Source organism: Pseudomonas sp. TE6283 (assembly GCF_054060555.1).
Window position 1 is genome coordinate 160,114 of record NZ_JBSSDH010000008.1, and the last position, 21,129, is coordinate 181,242.

General features: G+C 66.4%; 25 protein-coding genes. 10 read left to right on the forward strand and 15 right to left on the reverse strand.

Annotation, left to right across the window (positions count from 1 at the left end):
• Nucleotides 1–36 precede the first annotated feature (36 nt).
• The gene (locus tag ACVWZ5_RS13555; protein WP_051555641.1) at nt 37–336 is read left to right on the forward strand and encodes a DUF3509 domain-containing protein; all 300 of its coding nucleotides are present in this window, start codon (nt 37–39) and stop codon (nt 334–336) included.
• Between the two features lie 3 nt (nt 337–339).
• On the opposite strand, the gene ACVWZ5_RS13560 is transcribed toward ACVWZ5_RS13555, so the two are convergent.
• A complete protein-coding gene (locus tag ACVWZ5_RS13560; protein ID WP_028689834.1) occupies nt 340–810 on the reverse strand; it encodes a phosphate-starvation-inducible protein PsiE in 471 nt (156 codons plus the stop codon).
• Nucleotides 811–1,032: 222 nt separating this feature from the next.
• Between ACVWZ5_RS13560 and ACVWZ5_RS13565 the strand changes: the two genes are divergently transcribed.
• Nucleotides 1,033–1,296, forward strand: a complete 264-nt coding sequence (locus tag ACVWZ5_RS13565) for a YebG family protein (RefSeq protein WP_096049367.1) — start codon at nt 1,033–1,035, stop codon at nt 1,294–1,296.
• Nucleotides 1,297–1,329: 33 nt separating this feature from the next.
• Here ACVWZ5_RS13565 and ACVWZ5_RS13570 read toward each other — a convergent pair whose 3' ends face one another.
• Complete coding sequence (locus ACVWZ5_RS13570; RefSeq protein WP_028689836.1) at nt 1,330–2,349, reverse strand: Leu/Phe/Val dehydrogenase; 1,020 nt, start codon at nt 2,347–2,349, stop codon at nt 1,330–1,332.
• A 123-nt stretch (nt 2,350–2,472) separates the two neighbouring features.
• On the opposite strand from ACVWZ5_RS13570, the gene ACVWZ5_RS13575 reads away from it, so the two are divergent.
• Complete coding sequence (locus ACVWZ5_RS13575) at nt 2,473–3,279, forward strand: SirB1 family protein (RefSeq protein ID WP_062575127.1); 807 nt, start codon at nt 2,473–2,475, stop codon at nt 3,277–3,279.
• On the opposite strand, the gene ACVWZ5_RS13580 is transcribed toward ACVWZ5_RS13575, so the two are convergent.
• The 4 genes from ACVWZ5_RS13580 to hmgA are packed head-to-tail and all read right to left on the reverse strand — an operon-like array spanning nt 3,268 to nt 7,908.
• On the reverse strand, nt 3,268–4,617 hold the full coding sequence (locus ACVWZ5_RS13580) for an MFS transporter (protein ID WP_062575128.1): 1,350 nt from the start codon (nt 4,615–4,617) through the stop codon (nt 3,268–3,270). The two genes, ACVWZ5_RS13575 and ACVWZ5_RS13580, sit on opposite strands and share 12 nt — an antisense overlap.
• 51 nt (nt 4,618–4,668) lie before the next feature.
• A complete protein-coding gene (gene maiA / locus ACVWZ5_RS13585) occupies nt 4,669–5,298 on the reverse strand; it encodes a maleylacetoacetate isomerase (RefSeq protein WP_028689838.1) in 630 nt (209 codons plus the stop codon).
• 12 nt (nt 5,299–5,310) lie between these two features.
• Nucleotides 5,311–6,603: a fumarylacetoacetase gene (fahA, locus tag ACVWZ5_RS13590; RefSeq protein ID WP_062575129.1), complete on the reverse strand. Its 1,293-nt coding sequence runs from the start codon at nt 6,601–6,603 to the stop codon at nt 5,311–5,313.
• Nucleotides 6,604–6,606: 3 nt separating this feature from the next.
• Nucleotides 6,607–7,908 carry a homogentisate 1,2-dioxygenase gene (hmgA, locus tag ACVWZ5_RS13595; RefSeq protein WP_258800475.1) on the reverse strand — a complete coding sequence of 434 codons (1,302 nt, stop codon included), beginning with the start codon at nt 7,906–7,908 and terminating at the stop codon, nt 6,607–6,609.
• A 190-nt stretch (nt 7,909–8,098) separates the two neighbouring features.
• Here hmgA and ACVWZ5_RS13600 point away from each other — a divergent pair, with 190 nt between their 5' ends.
• Nucleotides 8,099–8,881, forward strand: a complete 783-nt coding sequence (locus tag ACVWZ5_RS13600) for an IclR family transcriptional regulator (protein ID WP_062575131.1) — start codon at nt 8,099–8,101, stop codon at nt 8,879–8,881.
• A gap of 312 nt (nt 8,882–9,193) precedes the next feature.
• Here the strand turns inward: ACVWZ5_RS13600 and ACVWZ5_RS13605 are convergent, their stop codons facing one another.
• The 4 genes from ACVWZ5_RS13605 to ACVWZ5_RS13620 all read right to left on the reverse strand — a co-directional run bounded on the left by ACVWZ5_RS13605 (nt 9,194) and on the right by ACVWZ5_RS13620 (nt 12,366).
• A complete protein-coding gene (locus tag ACVWZ5_RS13605) occupies nt 9,194–10,108 on the reverse strand; it encodes an SDR family oxidoreductase (RefSeq protein ID WP_096049363.1) in 915 nt (304 codons plus the stop codon).
• Between the two features lie 116 nt (nt 10,109–10,224).
• Nucleotides 10,225–11,130: an alpha/beta fold hydrolase gene (locus ACVWZ5_RS13610; protein WP_084941636.1), complete on the reverse strand. Its 906-nt coding sequence runs from the start codon at nt 11,128–11,130 to the stop codon at nt 10,225–10,227.
• A gap of 173 nt (nt 11,131–11,303) precedes the next feature.
• A complete protein-coding gene (locus ACVWZ5_RS13615; protein ID WP_028689844.1) occupies nt 11,304–11,990 on the reverse strand; it encodes an LrgB family protein in 687 nt (228 codons plus the stop codon).
• Nucleotides 11,980–12,366 (reverse strand): CidA/LrgA family protein, encoded by a 387-nt coding sequence (locus ACVWZ5_RS13620; protein ID WP_062575134.1) that lies wholly within the window; start codon nt 12,364–12,366, stop codon nt 11,980–11,982. Before ACVWZ5_RS13620 ends, ACVWZ5_RS13615 begins: the two co-directional genes overlap by 11 nt.
• 102 nt (nt 12,367–12,468) lie before the next feature.
• Between ACVWZ5_RS13620 and ACVWZ5_RS13625 the strand changes: the two genes are divergently transcribed.
• Complete coding sequence (locus tag ACVWZ5_RS13625) at nt 12,469–13,353, forward strand: LysR family transcriptional regulator (protein WP_186599388.1); 885 nt, start codon at nt 12,469–12,471, stop codon at nt 13,351–13,353.
• Nucleotides 13,354–13,396: 43 nt separating this feature from the next.
• Here the strand turns inward: ACVWZ5_RS13625 and ACVWZ5_RS13630 are convergent, their stop codons facing one another.
• Nucleotides 13,397–13,852, reverse strand: a complete 456-nt coding sequence (locus tag ACVWZ5_RS13630) for a flavodoxin (RefSeq protein ID WP_028689847.1) — start codon at nt 13,850–13,852, stop codon at nt 13,397–13,399.
• 184 nt (nt 13,853–14,036) lie between these two features.
• Here ACVWZ5_RS13630 and ACVWZ5_RS13635 point away from each other — a divergent pair, with 184 nt between their 5' ends.
• The 5 genes from ACVWZ5_RS13635 to ACVWZ5_RS13655 all read left to right on the forward strand — a co-directional run bounded on the left by ACVWZ5_RS13635 (nt 14,037) and on the right by ACVWZ5_RS13655 (nt 16,794).
• Nucleotides 14,037–14,660, forward strand: coding sequence for a hypothetical protein (locus ACVWZ5_RS13635; RefSeq protein WP_062575136.1), 624 nt, complete (start codon nt 14,037–14,039; stop codon nt 14,658–14,660).
• Nucleotides 14,661–14,808: 148 nt separating this feature from the next.
• Nucleotides 14,809–15,381 carry a hypothetical protein gene (locus ACVWZ5_RS13640; RefSeq protein ID WP_062575137.1) on the forward strand — a complete coding sequence of 191 codons (573 nt, stop codon included), beginning with the start codon at nt 14,809–14,811 and terminating at the stop codon, nt 15,379–15,381.
• Nucleotides 15,382–15,457: 76 nt separating this feature from the next.
• A complete protein-coding gene (gene folM, locus ACVWZ5_RS13645) occupies nt 15,458–16,150 on the forward strand; it encodes a dihydromonapterin reductase (RefSeq protein WP_062575138.1) in 693 nt (230 codons plus the stop codon).
• A 13-nt stretch (nt 16,151–16,163) separates the two neighbouring features.
• A complete protein-coding gene (locus tag ACVWZ5_RS13650) occupies nt 16,164–16,460 on the forward strand; it encodes a DUF1244 domain-containing protein (RefSeq protein WP_028689851.1) in 297 nt (98 codons plus the stop codon).
• A complete protein-coding gene (locus ACVWZ5_RS13655) occupies nt 16,453–16,794 on the forward strand; it encodes a HopJ type III effector protein (RefSeq protein ID WP_028689852.1) in 342 nt (113 codons plus the stop codon). The genes ACVWZ5_RS13650 and ACVWZ5_RS13655 overlap by 8 nt, the downstream gene beginning before the upstream one ends.
• A 70-nt stretch (nt 16,795–16,864) precedes the next feature.
• Here ACVWZ5_RS13655 and ACVWZ5_RS13660 read toward each other — a convergent pair whose 3' ends face one another.
• The 4 genes from ACVWZ5_RS13660 to ACVWZ5_RS13675 all read right to left on the reverse strand — a co-directional run bounded on the left by ACVWZ5_RS13660 (nt 16,865) and on the right by ACVWZ5_RS13675 (nt 21,068).
• A complete protein-coding gene (locus tag ACVWZ5_RS13660) occupies nt 16,865–17,773 on the reverse strand; it encodes an alpha/beta hydrolase family protein (protein ID WP_457340674.1) in 909 nt (302 codons plus the stop codon).
• A gap of 52 nt (nt 17,774–17,825) precedes the next feature.
• On the reverse strand, nt 17,826–18,512 hold the full coding sequence (locus ACVWZ5_RS13665) for a GNAT family N-acetyltransferase (protein WP_028689854.1): 687 nt from the start codon (nt 18,510–18,512) through the stop codon (nt 17,826–17,828).
• A 167-nt stretch (nt 18,513–18,679) separates the two neighbouring features.
• Nucleotides 18,680–19,879, reverse strand: a complete 1,200-nt coding sequence (gene fabV / locus ACVWZ5_RS13670) for an enoyl-ACP reductase FabV (RefSeq protein ID WP_062575141.1) — start codon at nt 19,877–19,879, stop codon at nt 18,680–18,682.
• A gap of 331 nt (nt 19,880–20,210) precedes the next feature.
• A complete protein-coding gene (locus ACVWZ5_RS13675; protein ID WP_457340675.1) occupies nt 20,211–21,068 on the reverse strand; it encodes a LysR substrate-binding domain-containing protein in 858 nt (285 codons plus the stop codon).
• Between the last annotated feature and the right edge of the window lie 61 nt (nt 21,069–21,129).

Genomic DNA, 21,129 nt, shown 5'->3' on the forward strand with positions numbered 1-21,129 from the left:
GTCAACCCCTGCAGTCATTCACTGCAGACCCCGACCATGAACAACCCTTTCGATCAGATCAGCGCCGCCTTCGCCCCCGAGTACCGGGTCAACCTGAGCATCGAGCGCCTGGACGGCAGCATCATGCTGACCCTGTCCGACGACAGCGGCGTGGTCGCCAGGCGCCTGATCAGCCAGGCCCAGCGCAACGACCCAGTGCGCCTGCAACGGGTCATCGACAGCATCCGCCTGGGCCTGGCCATCGAGCTGGGGCAGAACCCACTGGAAGTGCTGGCGGCCCTGACCCGCACCTGGCACGGCGAGCAGCGCTTTCCTGCCGCCGGCAGTGCCAACTAAGCGCTACTTGCCCTCGTCCACTTCCTTGCCGCTGGCATCCAGCGCCTTGGTCGACGGGTAACGGTACGAGGCGTAGCGCACCACCAGGATGGCGAATGCCAGCAGCAGGATGCCCCCGCACACGTACAGCAGCCCGACATCCGGCGCCTTGTGGTGCGAGACATCGCCGATCAGCAGGCGGGTCAATGCAGTGATCGCCACATAGAGCAGGAAGCGGATTGGCATGTGGTTGGTCTTGAAGTAGATCCCCACCATCGCCCCCAGCTCCAGGTAGATGAACAGCAGCAGGATGTCATCGACGCTGACCCCGCCCTTGCCCAGCATGTCCATGAAGGTCGCCACCGCCGCATAGGCGGTGATCGCGCCGATGCCGAACAGCGCCAGGTAGTGGAAGGCTTCCACGCACAGGTTGCCCAGCGAGTCGGCGGAGCCGTGCAGGCCTTTGCGCAGTCTTTCTGCCCATTTGATGTTCACGATGTTCGATTCCTAGATACGGCTGAAGGTCTTGTGCCATGCAGTTAAAGGGCCACGGCCCCTGTCTTGGAAGGCGGCCGATTGCCGCAGGGCACCTGTGGGCTACGCTGATTTTCAGTTTGCCGGGCCATCATTGCGGTTGCAGGATGATGGCCGGGCGATGTACTGTATAAAAATACAGTTACCCGCAACCCAACCAGCAAAAAGGCACAGAGGTGATGAATGGCCGTCGAAGTGGTGTACCGCAGCAGCCGCGACCCGGAGCGCTTGTTCATGGATAAGGCCGAAGCAGACCGTCACGACAAGATGCTCGAACTGGCCGAGCGCCTGGCCGAGGTGCTGCAAAAGGCCGTGCCGTCGCTGAGCGAACAGCAGGTCGAGGAAGCCGGTATCTACATGGCCAAGAACCGCGACGTGTTCGCCCGGGCGTTCAAGAGCCAGCCGGATGCGCTGGCGGAGCTGCTCGAAGGTGACGCGGCCGAATGACCGCATCGCGGGGCAAGCCCCGCGACCAGGCCCTCAGCCATACAGCAAGCGCTCCGCCAACATTTGCGCCACCCGCGCCGGCGACCGTTTCTCCGCCTGGGCATGGGCGAACACCTCGGTCAGCCGCGTGGGAATTCGCGCCAGGTGCGCGGTGATGCTACCCACGGTTTCCCCCCGATGGGTCAACGCCACATAGATCAACCCGCCCGCATTGATCACGTAGTCCGGCGCGTACAGGATCCCCCGGCTCTCCAACTGGTCGGCCACCTGCAACGTGGTCAGCTGGTTGTTCGCCGACCCCGCCACCGCCGCACAGCGCAGTTGCATCACGCTCTGCCCGTTGAGCACCGGCCCCACGCCACAGGGGGCGAAGATGTCGCACGGGGTGCTGATCAAGGCCTCATGGGCCACCGGATGGGCACTGAACTGCTCCACCGCCAGGCGCACTTTGCCCGGGTCCAGGTCGCTGACCAGCAACTCGGCGCCCGCCGCATGCAGTTGCTCGGCCAGGGCGTAGCCCACATTGCCCAGGCCCTGCACCGCCACCCGCAGCCCCTCCAGGTTGTCGCTGCCCAGGCGGGCCATGGAGGTGGCGCGAATGCCGGCGAACACACCCATGGCCGCATGGGGCGACGGGTCGCCCGAGGCCGTGGTGCTGGTCACGTAGGGAGTGGACTGGGCAATACAGTCCATGTCGAGGGTAGAGGTGCCGCTGTCCACCGCCGTGATGAAACGCCCCTGGAGGCTGTCGACGAAGCGGCCGAAGGCCTCGAACAGCGCCGCGCGGTTTTCCACGTGCGGATTGCGCACGATCACCGCCTTGCCACCGCCCATCGGCAGCCCGGCCAGGGCCGCCTTGTAGCTCATGCCCTGGGCCAGGCGGATGGCGTCGGCCATGGCGCTCTCGTCGTCGGCATAGGGCAGGTAGCGGCAGCCGCCCATGGCCGGCCCCAGTTGTTCGCTGTGAATCACCACCACGGCCTTCAGGCCCGTGGGCGGGTCGATGAACAGGTGCAGTGACTGGGCGCGGGTGCTTTGCATGAGCTCGAACATAGACGGGCTCCCCAAAGAGGTGCTCCTACCAGTATAAACAGGTCGAGGCCGGACACCGCACGGACGGACCACTGGACGAAAAGCCGCGCCAGGGCTACAAGTTAAGCGTGATGGAGAGGTCCCATGAACCCACGCCAAGCCTGCCTGGCCTGCCTGGAACGCGAGCCGGTCGCCCTGCTGGAAGCTGCCCTGTGGATTGCCGCCGAGCATGACGCCAGTGTCGAGCCCGCAGCCGGCCTGGCCCGACTGCACGAACTGCAACGCGACGTCAGCACCAGCCTACCGATGCTGCCGCTCAACGAGCTGGCCCAGCCCTTGCTGCGCCAGCTCAACGCCCTGGGCTTCCAGCAGGACGAATACCACCCGTTGCGACCGCAGGCGGCCCTGATGGACAAGGTGCTGCAGCGCCGCCGAGGCCAGCCGTTGCTGTTGGCCATCCTCGCCCTGGAACTGGCCCGCCGCCTGTCGATCCCGCTGGAGGGCGTCAACTTCCCCGGCCATTTCCTGCTGCGCGTACCCGGCGCCGATCACCTGCTCGACCCCTGCGGTGGCCGGCGCCTCTACCCCAACGACTGCCGCGAACTGCTCGCCCGCCAGTACGGCCCGCAGCTGCCGCTGACCGTCGAGCACCTGCGCGGCGCTTCGCCGAGGCAGATGCTCCAGCGCCTGTCGCGTAACCTGCGCCAGCTGCATACCAGCAACGACAACAACCTGGCCGCCCTGATCGATGCCGAACGGGTCATGCAACTGGGCCCGGTGCAGGTCAGCGATTACCTGGCCCGCGCCACGCTGTACCAGCACCTGGACTGCCCCCAGGCCGAACGCTTCGACCTGGAGCACGCCCTGTTGCTCACCGACGACCCACTGCAGCGCCTGAAACTCAGCGAACGCCTCGGCCAACTGCCCAGCGCCAAGCGCTCAATCCATTAAGGCCTCGCCCGCGACCTTCGGCTCACGCGGCCGCGGCGCCCGCACCCGGCTGATCAACAACGCCCCCAGCACGGCCGGGACGGCGCAGAAGAAGAAGATCTGCTCCACCGGCATGTGCAACGTCAGCAGCAGGCTGCCCAGCAGCGGCCCGAGGATCGAGCCGAAGCGCCCGACGCCCAGGGCCCAGCCGGTGCCGGTGGCGCGCACCTGGGCCGGGTAGAAGTTGCTGACGAAGGCATTGAGCGTCAGCTGGCCACCGATGATGCAGAAGCCGGCGGCGAACACACTGGGCACCAGCCAGCGCGGGTCATCATGGTTCAGGCCGACCAGCACGCTGAACAGCGCCGCCCCCAGCAGCACGGCGGCCAGCAGATAGGCCTTGTTGGCCATGCGGTCGGCGCACCAGGCCAGGCACACGGCGCCGAAGGTGCCGGCGAACAGGAACAGCGAGGTGACCAGGTTGGCCTGGTTCAGCGCCAGCCCGCTTTCCTGCAGCAGCGACGGCAGCCAGCTGATCATGAAGTACAGCAGGATCAGGCTGACGAAGAAGGTGCTCCACAGCAGCAGGGTCGGGCGGGCGAAGCCGTCGCGGAACAGCGCCACCACGGTGAGCTTGCTGTCCGCCGGCTCGTCGCTGGCGATCCGCGCCACTGGTATCTGCCAACCGGGCAACAACCGGGCAGTCACCCGCTGCAACCGCGCATAGGGCGGGGCGTCGCGCAGCAGGCGCGGCAGCGACTCGGGCAGGAACAGCATCAGGAACGGGAACAGCAGCAAGGGCGCCACGCCGCCGGCGAGGAACACCGCCTGCCAACCGTGATGATCGATGAAGCCCGCGGCGACGAAGCCGCCCGCCGCGCCGCCCAGGGAGAATCCGCAGGCCGCCAGGGTGACCATCAGGGTACGCAGCCGAGGCGGCGCATAGTCGGCCATCAGCGCCATGGCGCTGGGCATGGCGCCGCCCATGCCGATGCCGCAGAGAAAGCGCGCCAGCATCAGGCTGTCGAGGGAAGAGGCGAACACCATCAGCACCGTCAGGCTGGCGTACAGCAGCACGCAGCACAGCAGCACCCGGCGCACGCCGAAGCGGTCGGCCAGTGGCGTCACCGCCAGCGAGCCGACCGTCAGGCCCAGCAGGTTGGCGCTGAACACCGGCCCGAAGGCGGCCTTCTCCAGCCCCCAGTCCTGGGCCAGCGCGGGGATCACATAGCCCAGCACCTGGGCGTCATAACCATCGGTGACCAACAGCAGGATCAACAGCAGCAGCAGGCGCCACTGGTAGGGTGACACCGGGCGCGCGTCGAGCGCCGCGCGAAAGCTGGCTATCTGGTTGTGCATCGCAAGGTCCCTGTCTTTTGTTGTTATGAGTGCAGGTGCGGGCGGTGGCGATCAGTCGGGCGTGTCGGGCTGCCTCGCCGGGTGGGCCTGGTGGAAGGCCGGGTGCTGCTCGGCCAGGGCGGCCACCCGGCGAATGCGCGGGTAGCCGCCGAGGTCGATGTTGAAGCGCTCGGCCGCGTACAGCTGCGGGATCAGGTAGACGTCGGCCACGCCCGGCGTCGCCCCGAAGCAGAAGCCGTCATCGCCGATCAGTTGCTCCACCGCCGCCAGCCCCTGGCTGATCCAGTGGCCGATCCACTGGTTGACCTGGGCCTCGTCGTGCCCCAGCTGACGCAGTTGGTTGAGCACGCTGACGTTGTGCAACGGATGGACATCGCAGCCGATGATCGCCGCCACGCCGCGCACCCTGGCCCGGGCTTCGGGCGCACGGGGCAGCAGTGGCGTTTCGGGGAAGGCTTCCTCCAGGTACTCGATGATCGCCGGCGACTGCACCAGCAGCTCGCCGCTCTCCAGGCGCAGGGCCGGCACCCGGCCCTGGGGGTTGAGCGCCAGGTAGTCCGCGCCGCGCTGTTCGCCCTTGAGCAGATTCACTGGCAGGGCCTGGTAGTCCAGGCCCTTGAGCGCCAGGGCGATGCGCACCCGATACGACGAGGTGGAGCGGTAGTAGGTGAACAGTTCCATCGCCCTGCCCCCTCAGCTGGCCGCGACGATGGTGCCGCGGCACTCGCCGAAGCCGATGCTGGCCACGCCCTCGCGCACGCAACGGGCGCGCAGGATGATCTCGTCGCCGTCCTCGAGGAACTTGCGCACCTCGCCGCTGGCCAGTTCCACCGGGTGCTTGCCGCCCTCGGTGATCTCCAGCAGGCTGCCGAACGACCCCGGCGCGGCGCCCGACAGGGTACCCGAACCGAACAGGTCGCCCGGTTGCAGCTGGCAGCCGTTGACGCTGTGGTGGGCAACCATCTGCGCCACGGTCCAGTACATGCTGCGGGTGCTGCTCAGGGTCAGGCGATGCGCCGGCAGGTTCTGCTCGCGCATGCGCTCGGTCAGCAGCAGCACTTCCAGTTCAATATCCAAGGCGCCGGCAGCCTGGTCGCGCTTGTCCAGCAGGTACGACAGCGGCTGCGGGTCACCCTCCGGACGGGCCGGCTGGGCGCAGCGGAACGGCTCCAGGGCTTCGGCGGTTACCACCCACGGCGACACCGTGGTGATGAAGCTCTTGGACAGGAACGGGCCCAGCGGCTGGTATTCCCAGGCCTGGATGTCCCGCGCCGACCAGTCGTTGAGCAGGCAGAAGCCGGCCACGTGCTCGGCGGCATCGCCCACCGGGATCGGCTGGCCCATGTCGTTGCCCTGGCCGATCCAGATGCCCAGTTCCAGCTCGTAGTCCAGCCGCGCGCAAGGGCCGAAGCTCGGCTCGGTCTGGCCCGCCGGCAGGGTCTGGCCCTTGGGGCGGCGCACATCGGCGCCGGAGGCACGGATGGTCGAGGCGCGGCCATGGTAGCCGATCGGCACATGCTTGTAGTTGGGCAGCAGCGGGTTGTCCGGGCGGAACAGCTTGCCGACGTTCTTGGCATGCTCGATGCCGACATAGAAGTCGGTGTAGTCACCGATCTTCGCCGGCAGGTGCAGTTGGCATTCGCTGGCCGGGTACAGCGCAGCCTTCAGCGCAGCCTGGTGCTCGCTGCCCTCGCCCAGCAGTACCAGCAGGCGCTCGCGCAGAGCCACGCGGGCCGCACGGCCGAGGGCGAAGAAGGCATTCAGCGCGCCGCCGACGGTGGCCTCGACGGCGGCCTTGGCCGCGCCGTCGAACAGGCCGGCGGCCAGCACGGCCTCGAGGTCGAGGATCGCGTCGCCGATGGCCACGCCGCAACGTGGCGCCTGCCCTGGGCGGCTGAAGATGCCCAGGGGCAGGTTCTGCAGCGGGAAGTCGCGGTGCCCGTTGGCGTGCTCGACCCAGCTGCGGGCAATGGCGGTGTGGTTCATCGGTTATCTCCGGTTCGGGTTGAAGGTGCTCGGCAAGGTGGCCCAGCAACTATCGTAGTCGGCCTGCAATTGCGGGCTTTCGAGGGCCTGGCGGCTCGGACGCAGCACCTGGCTGGTCTCGAACATGAAGGCCATGGTGTTGTCGATCTTGTGCGGCGCCAGGTCCACCGAGATGGCCTTGTCGCAGGTCTCGGCGTCCGGGCCGTGGGCGCTCATCACCCCGTGCAGCGAGGCGCCGCCGGGCAGGAAGCCTTCGGCCTTGGCGTCGTAGGCACCGTGGATCAGGCCCATGAACTCGTTCATCAGGTTGCGGTGGAACCACGGTGGACGGAAGGTGTTCTCGGCCACCATCCAGCGCGGCGGGAAGATCACGAAGTCCATGTTGGCCATGCCGTGCACGCTGGTGGGCGAGGTCAGCACGGTGAAGATCGACGGGTCGGGGTGGTCGAAACTGACCGTGCCGATGGTGTTGAAGCGGCGCAGATCATACTTGTACGGCACGTTGCTGCCGTGCCAGGCGACCACATCCAGCGGCGAATGCTGCAGCTCGCAGGCCCAGTGTTCACCGAGGAACTTCTGCACCAGCTGCACCGGGCCGCTGCTCTCTTCGTAATGGGCGACCGGGGTGAGGAAGTCACGCGGGTTGGCCAATCCGTTGCTGCCGATCGGGCCGAGGTCCGGGATGCGCAGCGGCGCGCCGTGGTTCTCGGCGATATAGCCACGGGCCTGGGTATCGAGCAGTTCGACCCGGAACTTCATGCCCCGCGGGATCACCGCGATCTCCAGCGGCCCGACTTCGAGCACGCCCAGCTCGGTGGCGATGCGCAGGCGACCTTGTTCCGGCACCAGCAGCAGCTCGCCGTCGGCATTGAAGAACACCCGCTCCATGGAACGGTTGGCGCGGTAGATGTAGATGCTCACCCCGGCCGGCTTTTCCGATGCCGAGTTGGCCACCATCGGCAGCCAGCCATCGATGAAGTCGGTCGGCTCGGACGGGATCGGCTGGGGGCTCCAGCGCAGGCGATTGGGGTTGATGGCGCCCAGCGCGCCGGTCAGCGGCTGGCGCTCCAGGCGCTCGAAACGCGGGTGCAGCGCCGACGGGCGGATGCGGTACAGCCAGGTACGGCGCAGTTCGCTGCGGGTCATGGTGAAGGCGGTGCCCGACAGCAGCTCGGCGTACAGCCCGTAGGGGGCTTTCTGCGGCGAGTTCTGCCCGACCGGCAGGGCGCCGGGCAAGGCTTCGCTGGCGAATTCGTTGCCGAAGCCGCTCAGGTACTCGAGTTCAGGGGAAGTGTCGCGGGTCATCGGTGCCTCCGGGCGCTGGGAGCCGTTGCGGGGCAGCTGGCTGCGGGCCCGATCCTGAAACCGGCACCAAGGGCGGCAGCGCGTCTGCATTGTTTTTATCGTAATCAGATTACGAATAACGTAATTTGCCCACGCGCAGGCGTCAAGCTATAAAGGCGCCATCCTAAGAAATCCGCATAGAAGCTCCCCCATGGCCAAAGCCAGCAGCAGCGCCGACAACGGCAAACAGAAGGTCCGCTCGGCGGAAGTCGGCACCGACATCCTCAAGGCCCTGGCCGAACTCTCCCCCTCCACCTCGCTGTCGCGCCTGGCCGAGCACGTGGACATGCCGGCGAGCAAGGTGCACCGCTACCTGCAGGCGCTGATCGCCAGCGGCTTCGCCGAACAGGACCCGGCCACCAACCACTACGGGCTGGGGCGCGAGGCGTTGCGGGTGGGGATGGCGGCACTGGGCAGCATCGATGTGCTGAAGGTGGCCGCGCTGCCGCTGTCGCAACTGCGCGACGAGCTCAACGAAAGCTGCTTCATCGCCGTGTGGGGCAACCAGGGCGCGACCGTGGTGAGCATCGAGCCGGCGGTGCGGGCAGTGACGGTGGTGACCCAGATCGGCTCGGTGCTGCCATTGCTGAGTTCGTCCACCGGGCTGGTGTTCGCGGCGCATCTGCCCGAGCGGGAGACCGTGGAGCTGCGCGACCAGGAACTGGCCACGCTCGGCCAGAAGGCGAGCGACTACGTGCCCCTGCTGGAGCAGATCCGCCAGCGCGGCCTGCACCATGTGCACGGGTTGCTGATGCCGGGGGTCGATGCGCTGTCCGCGCCGGTGTTCAACGCCATGGGCCAGGTCGCCGCGGTGATGACCGTGGTCGGGCCGACCTCGATCTTCCATGCCGACGAGCACGGCCCGGCCGCCCGGCGCCTGCTCGCCGCCACCCAGGCCACCAGCTGGCGGATGGGTTACGGCGCGGATCAGTGAAAGGGTTTACAAAGCATTACGGATTTTCACTGTGCAGGCTGGCTATAGTCCGCCTGGCACTTTTACCCGAAACGTAAAGGTGAATGTCATAAGCCGCTATTTTTCCCACGGGATCAAGCGCTTATTCTGATCTCACTGGCCGGCACGAAGGGCTCTCCCCCCTGCCTTTCGGGCCCGCCCAGGTTCACCGACGTTGATTTTGAAGCTCCTTGATCTAACGTCTCGATTGGCCGCTGCGATTGCAGCGGCCTTTTTTATTTGTGCAGGATTCGCAAGACCGGCGAAAGGGCCGCAGCGCGGCCCCGGCATTGTTCAACCCAACGGATACTTCTGCAGGTTCGCCATCATCTGCTGCAACGCCTGCAGGCTGTCCTGCGGATGCCCGGCGCCCTCGAAGTCGCCAATGCGCGCCCAGTTGTCCGCCACCTGCTCGGGCGTGAACCCTTCGCGCGGGTCAAATCCCACGCCCTGGCTGCGCTCCCAGCGCACCTTGCCGACCCAGCCGCCGCCCACCTCGAACAGCTCGCCGCTGTCCTGGCACTGTTCGCTCCCCAGGTACACCACCAGCGGGCTGATCAGCTCGGGCTGCAGCCGCTCGAACACCTGCGGCGGGATCAGCCCCTCGGTCATGCGCGTGCCGCCGGTCGGGGCGATGGCGTTGACCAGGATGCCGTGCTTGCGACCCTCGATGGCCAGGGTGCGGGTCAGCCCATAGAGGCCGAGCTTGGCCATGCCGTAGTTGGCCTGGCCGAAATTGCCATAGATGCCCGAGGTGGACGAGGTGAAGATCACCCGCCCCCAGTTCTGCGCCCGCAGGTGCGGCCAGGCAGCGTGGGTGACCTTGTAGGCGCCCTCGACGTGCACGCGGTAGACCAGCTCCCAGTCGCTGTCTTCCATCTTGTGGAAGGTCTTGTCGCGCAGGATGCCGGCATTGTTGACCAGCACATCGACGCGGCCGAAGGTGTCCAGGGCCTGCTCGACGATGCGCGCACCGTCGGTGACCGAGTCATGGTTGGCGATCGCCGAGCCGCCTGCGGCGCGGATCTCCTCCACAACGCGGTCGGCCGCCGAGGCATTGGCACCTTCGCCGTGGGTCGACCCGCCCAGGTCGTTGACCACCACATGCGCGCCGCGCGCGGCGAACAGCAACGCATGGGCCCGGCCCAGGCCGCCACCGGCCCCCGTGACGATCACCACTCGATCCTGCAGACATACTGGTTCGCTCATGCTCAAGGCTCCTGGCAATGAAAGGATGCAACGCAGTCTCCGCCAGCCGCCGGGGCCGGGCAATCAAGCGCACCGTGGCGAATGCCGCCCGATAACGCCCGGCGATGATCGCCCGGTCAGGACCAGGCGACCTTCAGTGGCACATAGCTCATCGGTTGTTCACGAAAGGCCAGGTAGTGGCGCAGCACCTGCACCGGCGCCTCGGTATGCGGGTAATGGCCGATGCCCTGCAGCACCACGGTGTCCGGCTCCGGCACCAGCTCGCGGTAGCGTTCGACCATGTGCGCGCCGGACAGCGGATCCACCGCGCCATTGATGAAGCGCAGCGGCACGCCCGGGCGTTGCAGCGCCGCGACCCAACGTTCGCGCTGGGCCCTGCGCTCGGGCAGGAAGCTGATGAGCCGGTGCAGGATGCGCGGGCCGCGATTGGAGGCAATCAGGCTCCAGTAGTCGTCCAGGGCGCTTTCGCTGGGGTGGGTGCAGGGGCCGTAGACCTGGGTGACGTTGCGCACCAGGTCGTCGCGCCCGAACGAGCGCCCGACCAGCCAGCCCAGGCGGCTGAGCAGCAGCTTCTGCACCAGCAGCACGCCGCAGCTCTCGGGGAACAGCCCGCTGTTGAGGAACACGCAACTGGCCACCTTGAGCCGCTGCTCATGGTGCCTGGCCAGCAGTTCCTGGGCGACGCTGCCACCGTAGTCATGAGCCAGCAGGTGCACCGGCTGGTCGATGTGCAGGTGCGCCAGCAACGCCTGCTGCAGATCGGCCTGCTCGAGCAGGCTGTAGTCGTGGTCCGCGGGCTTGGCCGAATCGCCGAAGCCGAGCATGTCGCAGGCCACCACGCGAAAACGCTGGGCCAGGGGTGCCCACAGGTAGTGCCAATCCCAGCTGGCCGTGGGGAAACCGTGAAGCAATAGCAGGGGCTCTCCTTGCCCTGCCGTCCAGTAGCGGATGCTCTGGCCCCGGAAGGTGAAACCCTGGCTCCGGGTGCGCCAGACGCACAATGGAATCTCGGCCAGTGGCATCACGGTCGTCCCGGTTGATAAGTGTCGGAAGAGGGCAAGGCTGCGTTCATTGCATGTCACCTCGGCACATACATGTGCTCTCTATGTAGAGGCTCAGTCTAGAAGCCTATACGAAGGTGATAAGTCGCCTTGGCAGCCAGCCTGATGACCGTGCGAGTCAGTGGCACGAACGGTCAGATCAACTTCATCAGAAGCGGCGCCGCCAGCAGGTTGAGCAGCCCGGTCAGGACCATGACCAGGCCAGCCACCGAGCCCTCCTCGCGGCCAACCTCCTGGGCCCGGCTGACGCCCGCGCCATGGGCGCCGACGCCGAACAGCGCGCCCCGCGCCAACGGCGTGCGCAGTGGCAACCAGCGCAGCAGGATGCCGCCGAACATCGCCCCAAGCACGCCGGTGAACATCACGAACACCGCCGTCAGTTCCGGCACGCCGCCCAGGTCCTGGGCCACCGGCATGGCGAACGGCGTGGTGATCGAACGCGGCAGCAACGACAGGCTGACCGCCTCGTCCAGCGCCAGCAGGTGCGCCAGCGCCCAGGAACTGCCGATCGAGGCCACACTACCGGCCAACATGCCCACCAGCAGCGCCGGCCAGTGCCGTGCCAGCAATGCCCGCTGCTGCCAGATCGGCACCGCGAAGGCGACGGTGACCGGGCCCAGCACGCCCATCAGCCAGTGGGTGTTGCGGGCGTACTCGGCGTAGGCGGTGTGCAGCGGCACGGCCACCGCCAGCAGCAGCGCCGGCACCAGGATCAGCGGCGACAGCAGGTAGCGCCCGCTGCGCCGGTACAGCCAGCGGCTGCCCAGGTAGGCGCCCAGGGTCAGCGCCAGCCAGAACAACGGCATGGGTTCAAGGCTCATGGCGCAACCTCCAGCGGCACACCAGTTCCACGGTCAGCGCGGTGACCACCATCACCAGCAGCGTGCTCAGCGCGATCACCAGCAGGATGCGCCAGCCTTCGCTGCGCAGCAGACTGCCGTAGTCCAGCAGGCTCATCAGCGCCGGGATGAAAAACAGCAGCATCTCGGCCATCAGCCAGCCGGCGCCCAGTTGCAGGGTGGCCGGCTTGATTACGCCGGTCGCGAACAGCACCAGCAGCAGCGCCAGGCCCATCACCCCGGCGGGGATCGGCCAGGCCAGCCAGGCGGCCAGTTGGCCACCGATCAGGAACAGGGCCAGCAGCACCGCCAGCTCGGCGAAGAGGCGCAGGGTTTTCTTCAGCAATGCGGGATTCATGGACGGGGGTTCCTCGACAACGTGCCCATTGTAGAAGTCACTCACCTAGGCCAGAAGCGAATTGTTAGACTGGTAGCCATTCCAGAATGGAATCATGTGATCATGGAATTCAAACAGCTGCGCAGTTTCATCGAAGTCGTCCACAAGGGCGGCTTCACCCAAGCGGCGATCACCCTGCACATCAGCCAGTCGGCGGTGAGCAAGCAGGTCGCCCAGCTGGAACAGGCTATCGGCCAGGCGCTGCTGGAGCGCCAGGGTTCGCAGTTACTGCTGACCGCCGCCGGGCGCATCGTCCTCGAGCGGGGCGAGGCGCTGTTGCGCCAGCGCCAGGAGCTGCAGAGCGAACTGGACGACCTCAGCCAGATGGCCCGCGGCGAGCTGCGCCTGGGCCTGCCGCTGCTGGGCAGCGACGCGCTGTTTGCCGGGTTGTTCGCCGAGTACCGGCGGCGGCATCCGAACATCTCGATCCAGCTGCTCGAAGGCGGCAGCCGCATGGTCGAGCAGGCGGTGAGAAGCGGCGAGCTGGAACTGGGCGGCAGCCTGACGCCGAGCGATCCGGCGTTCGACTACCAACCCTTTTGCAACGAGCCGCTGGAGGCCCTGCTGCCCGCGAGCCACCCACTGGCCGGGCAAGCCGACGTCGCCCTGGCGCAACTGGCCGACACGCCGTTCCTGCTGTACCAGCGCAGCTTCGTGTTGAACGATCGGTTGCTCAGTGCCTGCCAGCAGGAGGGGTTCACGCCCAGGGAAGGCGGACGCAGCGGCCAGGCGGACTTTCTCGCCGCGCTGGTGGCGGCAGGCCAAGGCGTGGTGCTGCTGCCGGCGATCGTCGCGCGGGCGCTGGAGCGGCCCGGGGTGGTTCGTTTGCCGTTACGGGCGCCGGAACATCTGCGCTGGGACATCGCCTTCATCTGGCGGCGCGGGGCTTATCTGTCGCGGGCGGCGCAGGCGTGGCTGGCGTTGTTGCGTGAACGCGACGAAGCATGATGCGAACGTGTAGGAGCGGCAAGGCCGCTCCTACACGGGCGATTTAACCTTTGAGTGCTGCCACAAACTCCGCCAGCCACGGCTCGGCATCGGTCTCCGGCGTCACCGTCTCGCTGGCATCGAGCCGCAACATCGGCAGCACCTCGTTCACCCCCAGTTCGGCGAACAGCTCGCGCATCTGCTCGCCGCCGCCGCAGTAGGTGTCGCCATAGCTGGAGTCGCCCAGGCCGATCACCGCCCCGGGCAACCCGCGCCAGGCCGCCGGCAGTACGTCTCGCATGGTGCTGTACAGCGGCATCAGGCTGTCGGGCAGTTCGCCCATGCCCGTGGTCGAGGTCACTGCCAACAACGCGTCCGGGGCAAAGCCCTCGATGTCCTGCAGGGTGGCGCGGGCGGCATGCCAGGCTTCAAGGCCGGCGGCCTTGAGCAGCGACTCGGCGTGACGGGCGACTTCTTCGGCGGTGCCGTATACCGAACCGGAAATAATGGCGACTTTCATCGGGTGAGGATTCCGAAACTGAGTGAAAACGTAGGATACTAGCACTCGACAGTGGCAAAAGGCCGCCTATGCCTAAAGTCACACGCTTCAGGATTATCCGACGAATGACCGGAACGAAGCGTATTGGCTACTGTCGACAGCCGTGAAGAAATCGCCCTTACCGATCGCCCCTTCGAGTTCGACCATGCAAGCAGACGCCCTACTCTCCCAGGACGAACTGGATTTCATCCAGGACATGCAGCATTCGCCCCAGCTGAACCTGGCCGACCCCATGTCGAGCCTGCTGGTCAATGGCGACCGTCGTCTGAAGGACCTGCTCACCCGCCTGGTGGCCAACGAGCAGGTCACCCTGCAGGCCAGCTTCAACAACCAGCAGCTGAGCTTCCCCCTGCAACTGGTCGAGGACGAATTCCACGCTCTCCACCTGCAACTAGGCTCGCCGGACATCTACGAAGACGGCCCCATGCTGCGGCCATGGCGCCTGTCGCTGGAGCGACCGAGCGCCCTGCTCGACGACCATGGCCAGGCCAGCGACCTGTGGGTGCGGGATATCTCGTTCAAGGGCGTGCTGCTGGAGGTCCGTGGCCGGCGCGAGGCGCCATCCCACTTCAAGCTGCGCTTCGCCGCCGCGGATATTCCGCCGATCGGCCTGCATGGCGTGCTGCGCCGACGCATCGGCCCGCGCCTGGCCGCCTATGACCTGTCGCACAGCCCGGCCGAAGAAATCGAACGCCTGCGCGAGTACATCCTGCAGGCCCACCGCCAGGCCCACCCCGAGCTGCACGCCCAGGCCCCCGCCGCCTTCTGACGACCGTCCAGCCGCTGAAACTGACCGGTCATGACGGATTGCGCATAATCTGCGCCCGATTCTTGCAAGCACGCCTGCGCCGCCCACCACCCCGGGCCGCATGCCAAGGGGCCGGCTACCCGCCAGCCCCGTCGCCAGGAGATACACGATGTCTACCCCACCCGTCACCCTGATGGTGTCGCGCCGCGCCGCCTGTGGCCGCTACCAGGACCTGCTGGCCTGGCTGCACGAAGGCGAGCAGTTGGCCACCGACTTCCCCGGTTACCTGGGCTCGGGCATCCTCGCGCCGCCGGCCGAGGGCGATGAATTCCAGATCATCTTCCGCTTCACCGACGAGCAGACCCTGCACGCCTGGGAGCATTCCGCCTCGCGCCGGACCTGGCTAGAGCGCGGCAACGGCCTGTTCGAACGCCCCAAGGAGAAGCGCGTGAGCGGCATCGACGACTGGTTCGGCACCAATACAGTGCAGAAACCGCCGCGCTGGAAACAGGCCACGGCCATCTGGCTGGCGTTCTTCCCGGTCTCGCTGCTGTTCAACCTGCTGTTCGGCCACTGGCTGGCAGCGCTGGAACTGCTGCCCCGCGTACTGCTCAGCACCCTGGCCCTGACCCCCTTGATGGTGTACCTGTTCATCCCGCTGTCCACCCGCCTGCTGGCCGGCTGGCTGAACGCCGCGCCGCCTGCCCCGAGCGGCCGCGCCCAGGGGCTGCGCAGCCGCTGAGGCACGGGCTCGCAAGGCCGCGCAGTTCGGGTATGCTGGGGCATCACGCACGGACAGACGAACAGACCGCCCGCACATGAACAGCCCAATCCTCATCACCGGAGCCAGCCAGCGCGTCGGGCTGGCCCTGGCCCTGGAGCTGGCCCAGGCCGGCCATACGGTGGTCAGCGCCAGCCGCAGCCTGCATCCCCAGGCGGCCCACCCGAACATCCGGCAGTTCCAGGCCGACCTGACCCGCAGCGAAGACCGCCAGGCCCTGATCGACCACCTGCACGGCCACTACGATGGCCTGCGCGGGATCATCCACAACGCCTCGCTGTGGCTCGACGATGGCCTGGACAACCTCGACACCATGTTCCGCCTGCATGTCGAGGCGCCCTACCACCTCAACCTGGCCCTTGGCGCGTGGCTGAACAAGGTGGACAAGGCCGATATCATCCACATCTGCGACGAGACCTCCTCGCGCGGCAGCAAGAGCCATATCGGCTACGCCGCGACCAAGGCCGCGCTGCAGAACATGGTGCTGTCGTTTGCCGAAAAGTACGCGCCCAAGGTGCGCGTCAACGGTATCCTGCCGGGCCTGTTGATCCTCAAGGAAGGCGGCGACGAGCAGTACCGCCAGCAGACCCTGAAAAAGGCCCTGCTCGAATTCGAACCCGGCGCCCGCCCGCTGATCGACGCCGTGCTGTTCCTGCTCGAAAGCCAGTACAGCACCGGCAGCCAGGTGGTCATCAACGGTGGCCGCCATCTGAAGAACCGCATGACCTGAAGAGACACCGCCCATGACCCCGCAACAACAGCTCGAACTCGAAGCCGCCGCGTTCCGGCGCCTGGTCGACCATCTGCAGAAACGCACCGACGTGCAGAACATCGACCTGATGAACCTCTCCGGCTTCTGCCGCAACTGCCTGTCGAAATGGCTCAAGGCCGCCGCCGACGATCGCCAGATCGAGCTGAGCCTGGACGATGCCCGCGAGCAGGTGTACGGCATGCCCTACGCCGAGTGGAAAGCCCAATACCAGAAAGAAGCCAGCGCCGAGCAACAGGCGGCGTTCGAACAAGGAAAACCCCGTGACTGACCTGAACACCCTGCGCAGCAGCCTCGCCAGCGGCGAGCACGTTTTCGCCGATACCCTGGCGTTCATCGCCGCGAACTACAGCTACCAGCCCCAGGCCTTCGACAACGGCGACGTGCACAACGCCGCCGGGCAGAACGAAGGTTCGTGCAAGACCCTGGGCCTGGCGCTGCTGGAAGGGCTGAGCGACCAGGAAGCGCTGCTGGCCTTCGGCGAGCACTACCGCAGCGTGGTGGCCACCCCCGAGGGCAGCGACCATGGCAACATCCGTGCGCTGATCAAGCATGGTTTGGCCGGCGTGAAGTTCACCGCCCAGCCGCTGGCGCGCCTGGCCTGACTTCGCCTCTCGCCCTTCGCGGGGCAAGTCGCGGCGGTGCGCCGATGCGACGTGCCCCGCGACGAGGCCCTCAACTGATAACGCTACCCGGCACCTGGCCCTCTAACTGCCCTTCTCGCAGCCACCCCAGCGCAATCGGCCACAAACTTTCACGAAACCTATCGTGAAAGAACGCGAAATGCCCGATCTCCTCCACCGAGATATCCACAGGCGCCACCCGCAGGTGCCGACGCTCGGCCTGGCGCAGGTACCCCAACAACCGCTCGGTGGCCGCCACCGTGCCGAACGGATCGTCGGTCAGGCTGATGGCCAGGGTCGCCGCCCGCACCTGTGCGAATGGCAGCGCCTCGAGCAGGCGCCCGCTGGGCCGGTGCTCGTAGCGCGGCGTGCGGGTACTCCAGTCACGCACCACCCCGGCCGGGGTGTCCTCCAGCCAGCCCAGGCGCTTGCCGGGGAAATAGCCGAATACCCGGGTCAGCAAAGGCATGACCACATGCCACTTGCCGAACAGTTGCCAGCGCTGGTCCGCCGCATAGTCGCGCCAATAGGCGAACTGCGCGCCCACCAGCACCGCTCGGCGCACCTGCGCGGCCGAAGGTGCCAGCCCCAGCGCCCAGCCGCCGAAGCTGTGGCCGACCACATGCACCGGTTGCCCGGGCTGTTCGGCTGCGGCCAGTTGCAACATTGCCTCGAAATCCAGGCGCCCCCAGTCGCTCCACGACGCCTTGAAACCGCGCAACGAAGCCGGGCGTGATTCGCCGATACCTCGGTAGTCATAGGTGAGCACATCGAAGCCCTGGGCGAACAGGTAATCGGCGAATCGCGAGTAATAACGGCAGCGCACCGAGGTGGCGGCATTGATGATCACCAGCGGGCGCTGGGCGTCGGTCTGGGCGTGACGCCAACGAAAACCGCCGAGGCTGTAGCCGTCGGCGGCGAGCTGGCGAAATGCACTGGCGGGTTGGGTGAGGCTGCTCATGGCGCGCTCCCTGCGTTGTCCGCCAACGCTAGCAAACATACCCCCGTTATAGCTAGGTGGTGGGCAGCGCGCCGGCCACACCCGGTTTGCGCAGTACCGCCAGGCGCGAGCCGTCGTAGCGGGTCTCGCGGAACAGCTTCCAGCGCCCGAACAGCCCGTACACGTGCATCACCCGTCCCTGCTCGTGGTAGCCCATGCGCAGGTGCAGCTTCATGGCCGGCACGTTGTGGGTCTCCACCACGTCCACCACCTTGTGGCAGCCCTTTTCACGCATGGTGTTCCACAGCTCGACCTGGGCCGTCACCGACAGCTCGCTGCCAAAGTAGGGCCGGGTCATCTCGCCGCCGAACTCGAAGAACTCGCCCGGTTTCACCGGGAAGGTGCAACCGTAGTAGTGCTTGTCGTGATAGTCGACCACGCTGGCCCAGATGAAGGCCACGGCATCGCCCTGCTCGTCCAGGTACATGTGCCCGGTGTGCCCTTCGGCGGCCAGTTCACGCATGGTCTCGACGCGGTCGCCGAAATTCGCGGCGAAGGCGTCGGCATTGGCGGTGGTGATCTGCACCAGGGTGACCGGTGTGTGGGCCTTGAGGTTGTAGGGAGGCACCGGACTGATCAGGTCGCGCTCCATCCACAGCAATTCCCAGTGGAAGAACACGTAACGTTCGAACAAGGTCTTGAAGGTGCGCTTGAGGCCCTTCTGGCGAATGCGTTCTTGTAGTTTTTGCAGTGCGCCCATTGCTCCCTCCTCGGCCCCGGCGGAATTGCCAGGCCAATAGCTGCGGTATAGATCAGGCGGAGGTTGCTCATGGCCAAGGGCCATCGGGTGATTTGTTTCAAAATATTAACAAGTCGTCGGCGGGAACCGCGCAGCCGTCATCAACGGCTGCGCGGTCAAGGACTTGCTTACAGCTCGATGCAGTCGAACCGTACGTCGGTGGCCACGTCTTCGTCGTAGTTGACGTCAGCGCGCTCGAAGCCGAACAGGTTGAGGAACTGCTTCTTGTAGCCAGCGTAGTCGGTCAACTCGAACAGGTTCTCGGTGGTTACCTTCGGCCACATGGCCCGGCAGGCGTCCTGCACGTCATCACGCAGTTCCCAGTCGTCCAGACGCAGGCGGCCTTCGTCGTCCAGGGCAGCCGGCGCACCATCCGCACGGTACATGCGGTCACGGAACATGCGGTCCAGCTGGTGCTGGGTACCTTCGTGGATACCCTTCTCCTGCATGATCTTGAAGACCATCGACAGGTACAGCGGCATCACCGGGATCGCCGAGCTGGCCTGGGTGACGACCGACTTGAGCACCGCAACGTTGGCACTGCCACCGACTTTCTTGCCCAGGCGCTGGGCGGTTTCGTCCAGGTCCTGCTTGGCCTTGCCGAGCGCGCCGTCCCAGTAGATCGGCCAGGTGATGTCGGAGCCGATGTAGCTGAAGGCCACGGTGCGGGCCTGCGGCGCCAGCACGCCAGCGGCGTTCAGCGCATCGATCCACAGCTCCCAGTCCTGGCCGCCCATGACGGTGACGGTGTCCTGGATCTCCTGCTCGGTGGCCGGCTCGATGCTGGCCTCGATGATGGTGTCCTTGTTGGTGTCGATGGCGGTCGACTTGTACGGCTGGCCGATCGGCTTGAGCGCCGAGCGGACCACTTCACCGGTCTGCGGCAGCTTGCGCACTGGCGAGGCCAGGGAGTAGATCACCAGGTCGACCTGGCCACCCATTTCGTTCTTGATCAGCTCGATGACCTTGGCGCGGGCTTCGTCGGAGAAAGCGTCACCGTTGATCGACTTGCTGTACAGGCCTTCGGCCTTGGCGAACTTGTCGAAGGCGGCGGCGTTGTACCAGCCGGCGGTACCGGCCTTGGTCTCGGTGCCCGGCTTTTCGAAGAACACGCCCAGAGTGTCGGCCTTGAAGCCGAACGCCGCGGTGATGCGCGCGGCCAGGCCGTAGCCGCTGGAGGCGCCGATCACCAGGACTTTCTTCGGACCATCCTCGCGCACGCCCAGCTTGCGGGTGGCTTCGATCTGGTCACGGACGTTGAGCTCGCAGCCCTTGGGGTGAGTCGTGGTGCAGATGAAACCGCGAACCTTGGGATGAATGATGGCCAATGTCTGTACCTCGTCAGGTTTAGGCTGGGGCAGCGCCCGGATTCGGGGCGCTGCCGTTTGATCTAGAGGGTGAGACTACCCTCGCGGGATATCCGACACATATTACGGGGTGATTCGCATTGCTGCATTGTCCGCACGCTCCCATTTGCCGGCAAAGCCAGCGCCTACAGGTACGGCGTTGATCTTGAGGCTGGCGCGGTCCTGTGGGAGCGGCCTTGTGTCGCGAAAGGGCTGCGCAGCAGCCCCAGGGTTCCAGTGTTGACGCGAAGATCGCCGGGGCCGCTGCGCGGCCCTTTCGCGACACAAGGCCGCTCCCACAGGTTCCGTTCCATCAGGACAACGCAGGCGACAGGGCCTCTCGCAACCACGCCAGGAACTGCCGCGCCAGCGGATCCTCCTGGCTCTCCCAATGCACCAGGCAGCTCCACACCGGCCCGCGCACGCGCTGTACCGACAAGGGCCGCAAACGTCCCTCATCGACCATCCGCTGCGCCAGCAGTTGACTGACCAGGGCAATCCCCAGCCCCTCGCCCGCCGCCTCCAGCAGCAACCCCGGGTCGGAGAAGTTAAGCCCCTTGCCCTGCTGCCCCACCTCCTCGCCGCCTTCCAGCTGCCAGTGACTCCAGTCCATCTCGCGCTCGCCGTGCAAGGTCGTGCGCCCGGCCTCGGGCAACGTCGGGTGACAAGCCGGATACAACCTGTCCTGGTGCAGCACGGTGAAGCTGCATTCAGCCTGCGGCCCGATATCGTCGCGAATCGCCAGGTCGATGGTCTCGTTGGCCATGTCCGGAACCTCGAAGCTGGTAAACAGCCACAGGTCGACATCCGGGTGACGCTGGTGGAAATCCGCCAGGCGCGGCAACAGCCAATGCCGGGCGAAGGCCGGGGTGGTGTTGACCACCAACTGGTTGGGCTTGCGGTATTGGTCGAGGCGACGGATGCCCACCGCCAGTTGCTGCAACAGGGCTTGGGTGGTGCTGAGCAGGTCATGCCCGGCGTCGGTCAGGCTGACGCTCCGCCCGCTGCGGTGGAACAACGGTTGCTCCAGATAGCTTTCCAGGCTGCGGATCTGCTGGCTGATCGCTGACTGGGTAAGGTTCAGGGCCTCGGCGGCCTTGTGGAAGCTGCCCAGACGGGCGGCGGCTTCGAAGCCACGCAGGGCGTTGAGCGGGGGCCAATGCTTGAGCATGCTGATAAGCCTGACTGATCAGATATACGCTAAATCTATCGTTTGTCGCTCCGGTTTCCCA

What these genes read in the sequence shown, in the direction of transcription:
- ACVWZ5_RS13555 (WP_051555641.1), top strand. Translation starts at nt 37, where the DNA reads ATGAACAACCCTTTCGATCAGATCAGCGCCGCCTTCGCCCCCGAGTAC.
- ACVWZ5_RS13565 (WP_096049367.1), top strand. Translation starts at nt 1,033, where the DNA reads ATGGCCGTCGAAGTGGTGTACCGCAGCAGCCGCGACCCGGAGCGCTTG.
- ACVWZ5_RS13570 (WP_028689836.1), bottom strand. Translation starts at nt 2,349, where the DNA reads ATGTTCGAGCTCATGCAAAGCACCCGCGCCCAGTCACTGCACCTGTTC.
- ACVWZ5_RS13575 (WP_062575127.1), top strand. Translation starts at nt 2,473, where the DNA reads ATGAACCCACGCCAAGCCTGCCTGGCCTGCCTGGAACGCGAGCCGGTC.
- ACVWZ5_RS13580 (WP_062575128.1), bottom strand. Translation starts at nt 4,617, where the DNA reads ATGCACAACCAGATAGCCAGCTTTCGCGCGGCGCTCGACGCGCGCCCG.
- maiA (WP_028689838.1), bottom strand. Translation starts at nt 5,298, where the DNA reads ATGGAACTGTTCACCTACTACCGCTCCACCTCGTCGTATCGGGTGCGC.
- fahA (WP_062575129.1), bottom strand. Translation starts at nt 6,603, where the DNA reads ATGAACCACACCGCCATTGCCCGCAGCTGGGTCGAGCACGCCAACGGG.
- hmgA (WP_258800475.1), bottom strand. Translation starts at nt 7,908, where the DNA reads ATGACCCGCGACACTTCCCCTGAACTCGAGTACCTGAGCGGCTTCGGC.
- ACVWZ5_RS13600 (WP_062575131.1), top strand. Translation starts at nt 8,099, where the DNA reads ATGGCCAAAGCCAGCAGCAGCGCCGACAACGGCAAACAGAAGGTCCGC.
- ACVWZ5_RS13605 (WP_096049363.1), bottom strand. Translation starts at nt 10,108, where the DNA reads ATGAGCGAACCAGTATGTCTGCAGGATCGAGTGGTGATCGTCACGGGG.
- ACVWZ5_RS13610 (WP_084941636.1), bottom strand. Translation starts at nt 11,130, where the DNA reads ATGCCACTGGCCGAGATTCCATTGTGCGTCTGGCGCACCCGGAGCCAG.
- ACVWZ5_RS13615 (WP_028689844.1), bottom strand. Translation starts at nt 11,990, where the DNA reads ATGAGCCTTGAACCCATGCCGTTGTTCTGGCTGGCGCTGACCCTGGGC.
- ACVWZ5_RS13620 (WP_062575134.1), bottom strand. Translation starts at nt 12,366, where the DNA reads ATGAATCCCGCATTGCTGAAGAAAACCCTGCGCCTCTTCGCCGAGCTG.
- ACVWZ5_RS13625 (WP_186599388.1), top strand. Translation starts at nt 12,469, where the DNA reads ATGGAATTCAAACAGCTGCGCAGTTTCATCGAAGTCGTCCACAAGGGC.
- ACVWZ5_RS13630 (WP_028689847.1), bottom strand. Translation starts at nt 13,852, where the DNA reads ATGAAAGTCGCCATTATTTCCGGTTCGGTATACGGCACCGCCGAAGAA.
- ACVWZ5_RS13635 (WP_062575136.1), top strand. Translation starts at nt 14,037, where the DNA reads ATGCAAGCAGACGCCCTACTCTCCCAGGACGAACTGGATTTCATCCAG.
- ACVWZ5_RS13640 (WP_062575137.1), top strand. Translation starts at nt 14,809, where the DNA reads ATGTCTACCCCACCCGTCACCCTGATGGTGTCGCGCCGCGCCGCCTGT.
- folM (WP_062575138.1), top strand. Translation starts at nt 15,458, where the DNA reads ATGAACAGCCCAATCCTCATCACCGGAGCCAGCCAGCGCGTCGGGCTG.
- ACVWZ5_RS13650 (WP_028689851.1), top strand. Translation starts at nt 16,164, where the DNA reads ATGACCCCGCAACAACAGCTCGAACTCGAAGCCGCCGCGTTCCGGCGC.
- ACVWZ5_RS13660 (WP_457340674.1), bottom strand. Translation starts at nt 17,773, where the DNA reads ATGAGCAGCCTCACCCAACCCGCCAGTGCATTTCGCCAGCTCGCCGCC.
- ACVWZ5_RS13665 (WP_028689854.1), bottom strand. Translation starts at nt 18,512, where the DNA reads ATGGGCGCACTGCAAAAACTACAAGAACGCATTCGCCAGAAGGGCCTC.
- ACVWZ5_RS13675 (WP_457340675.1), bottom strand. Translation starts at nt 21,068, where the DNA reads ATGCTCAAGCATTGGCCCCCGCTCAACGCCCTGCGTGGCTTCGAAGCC.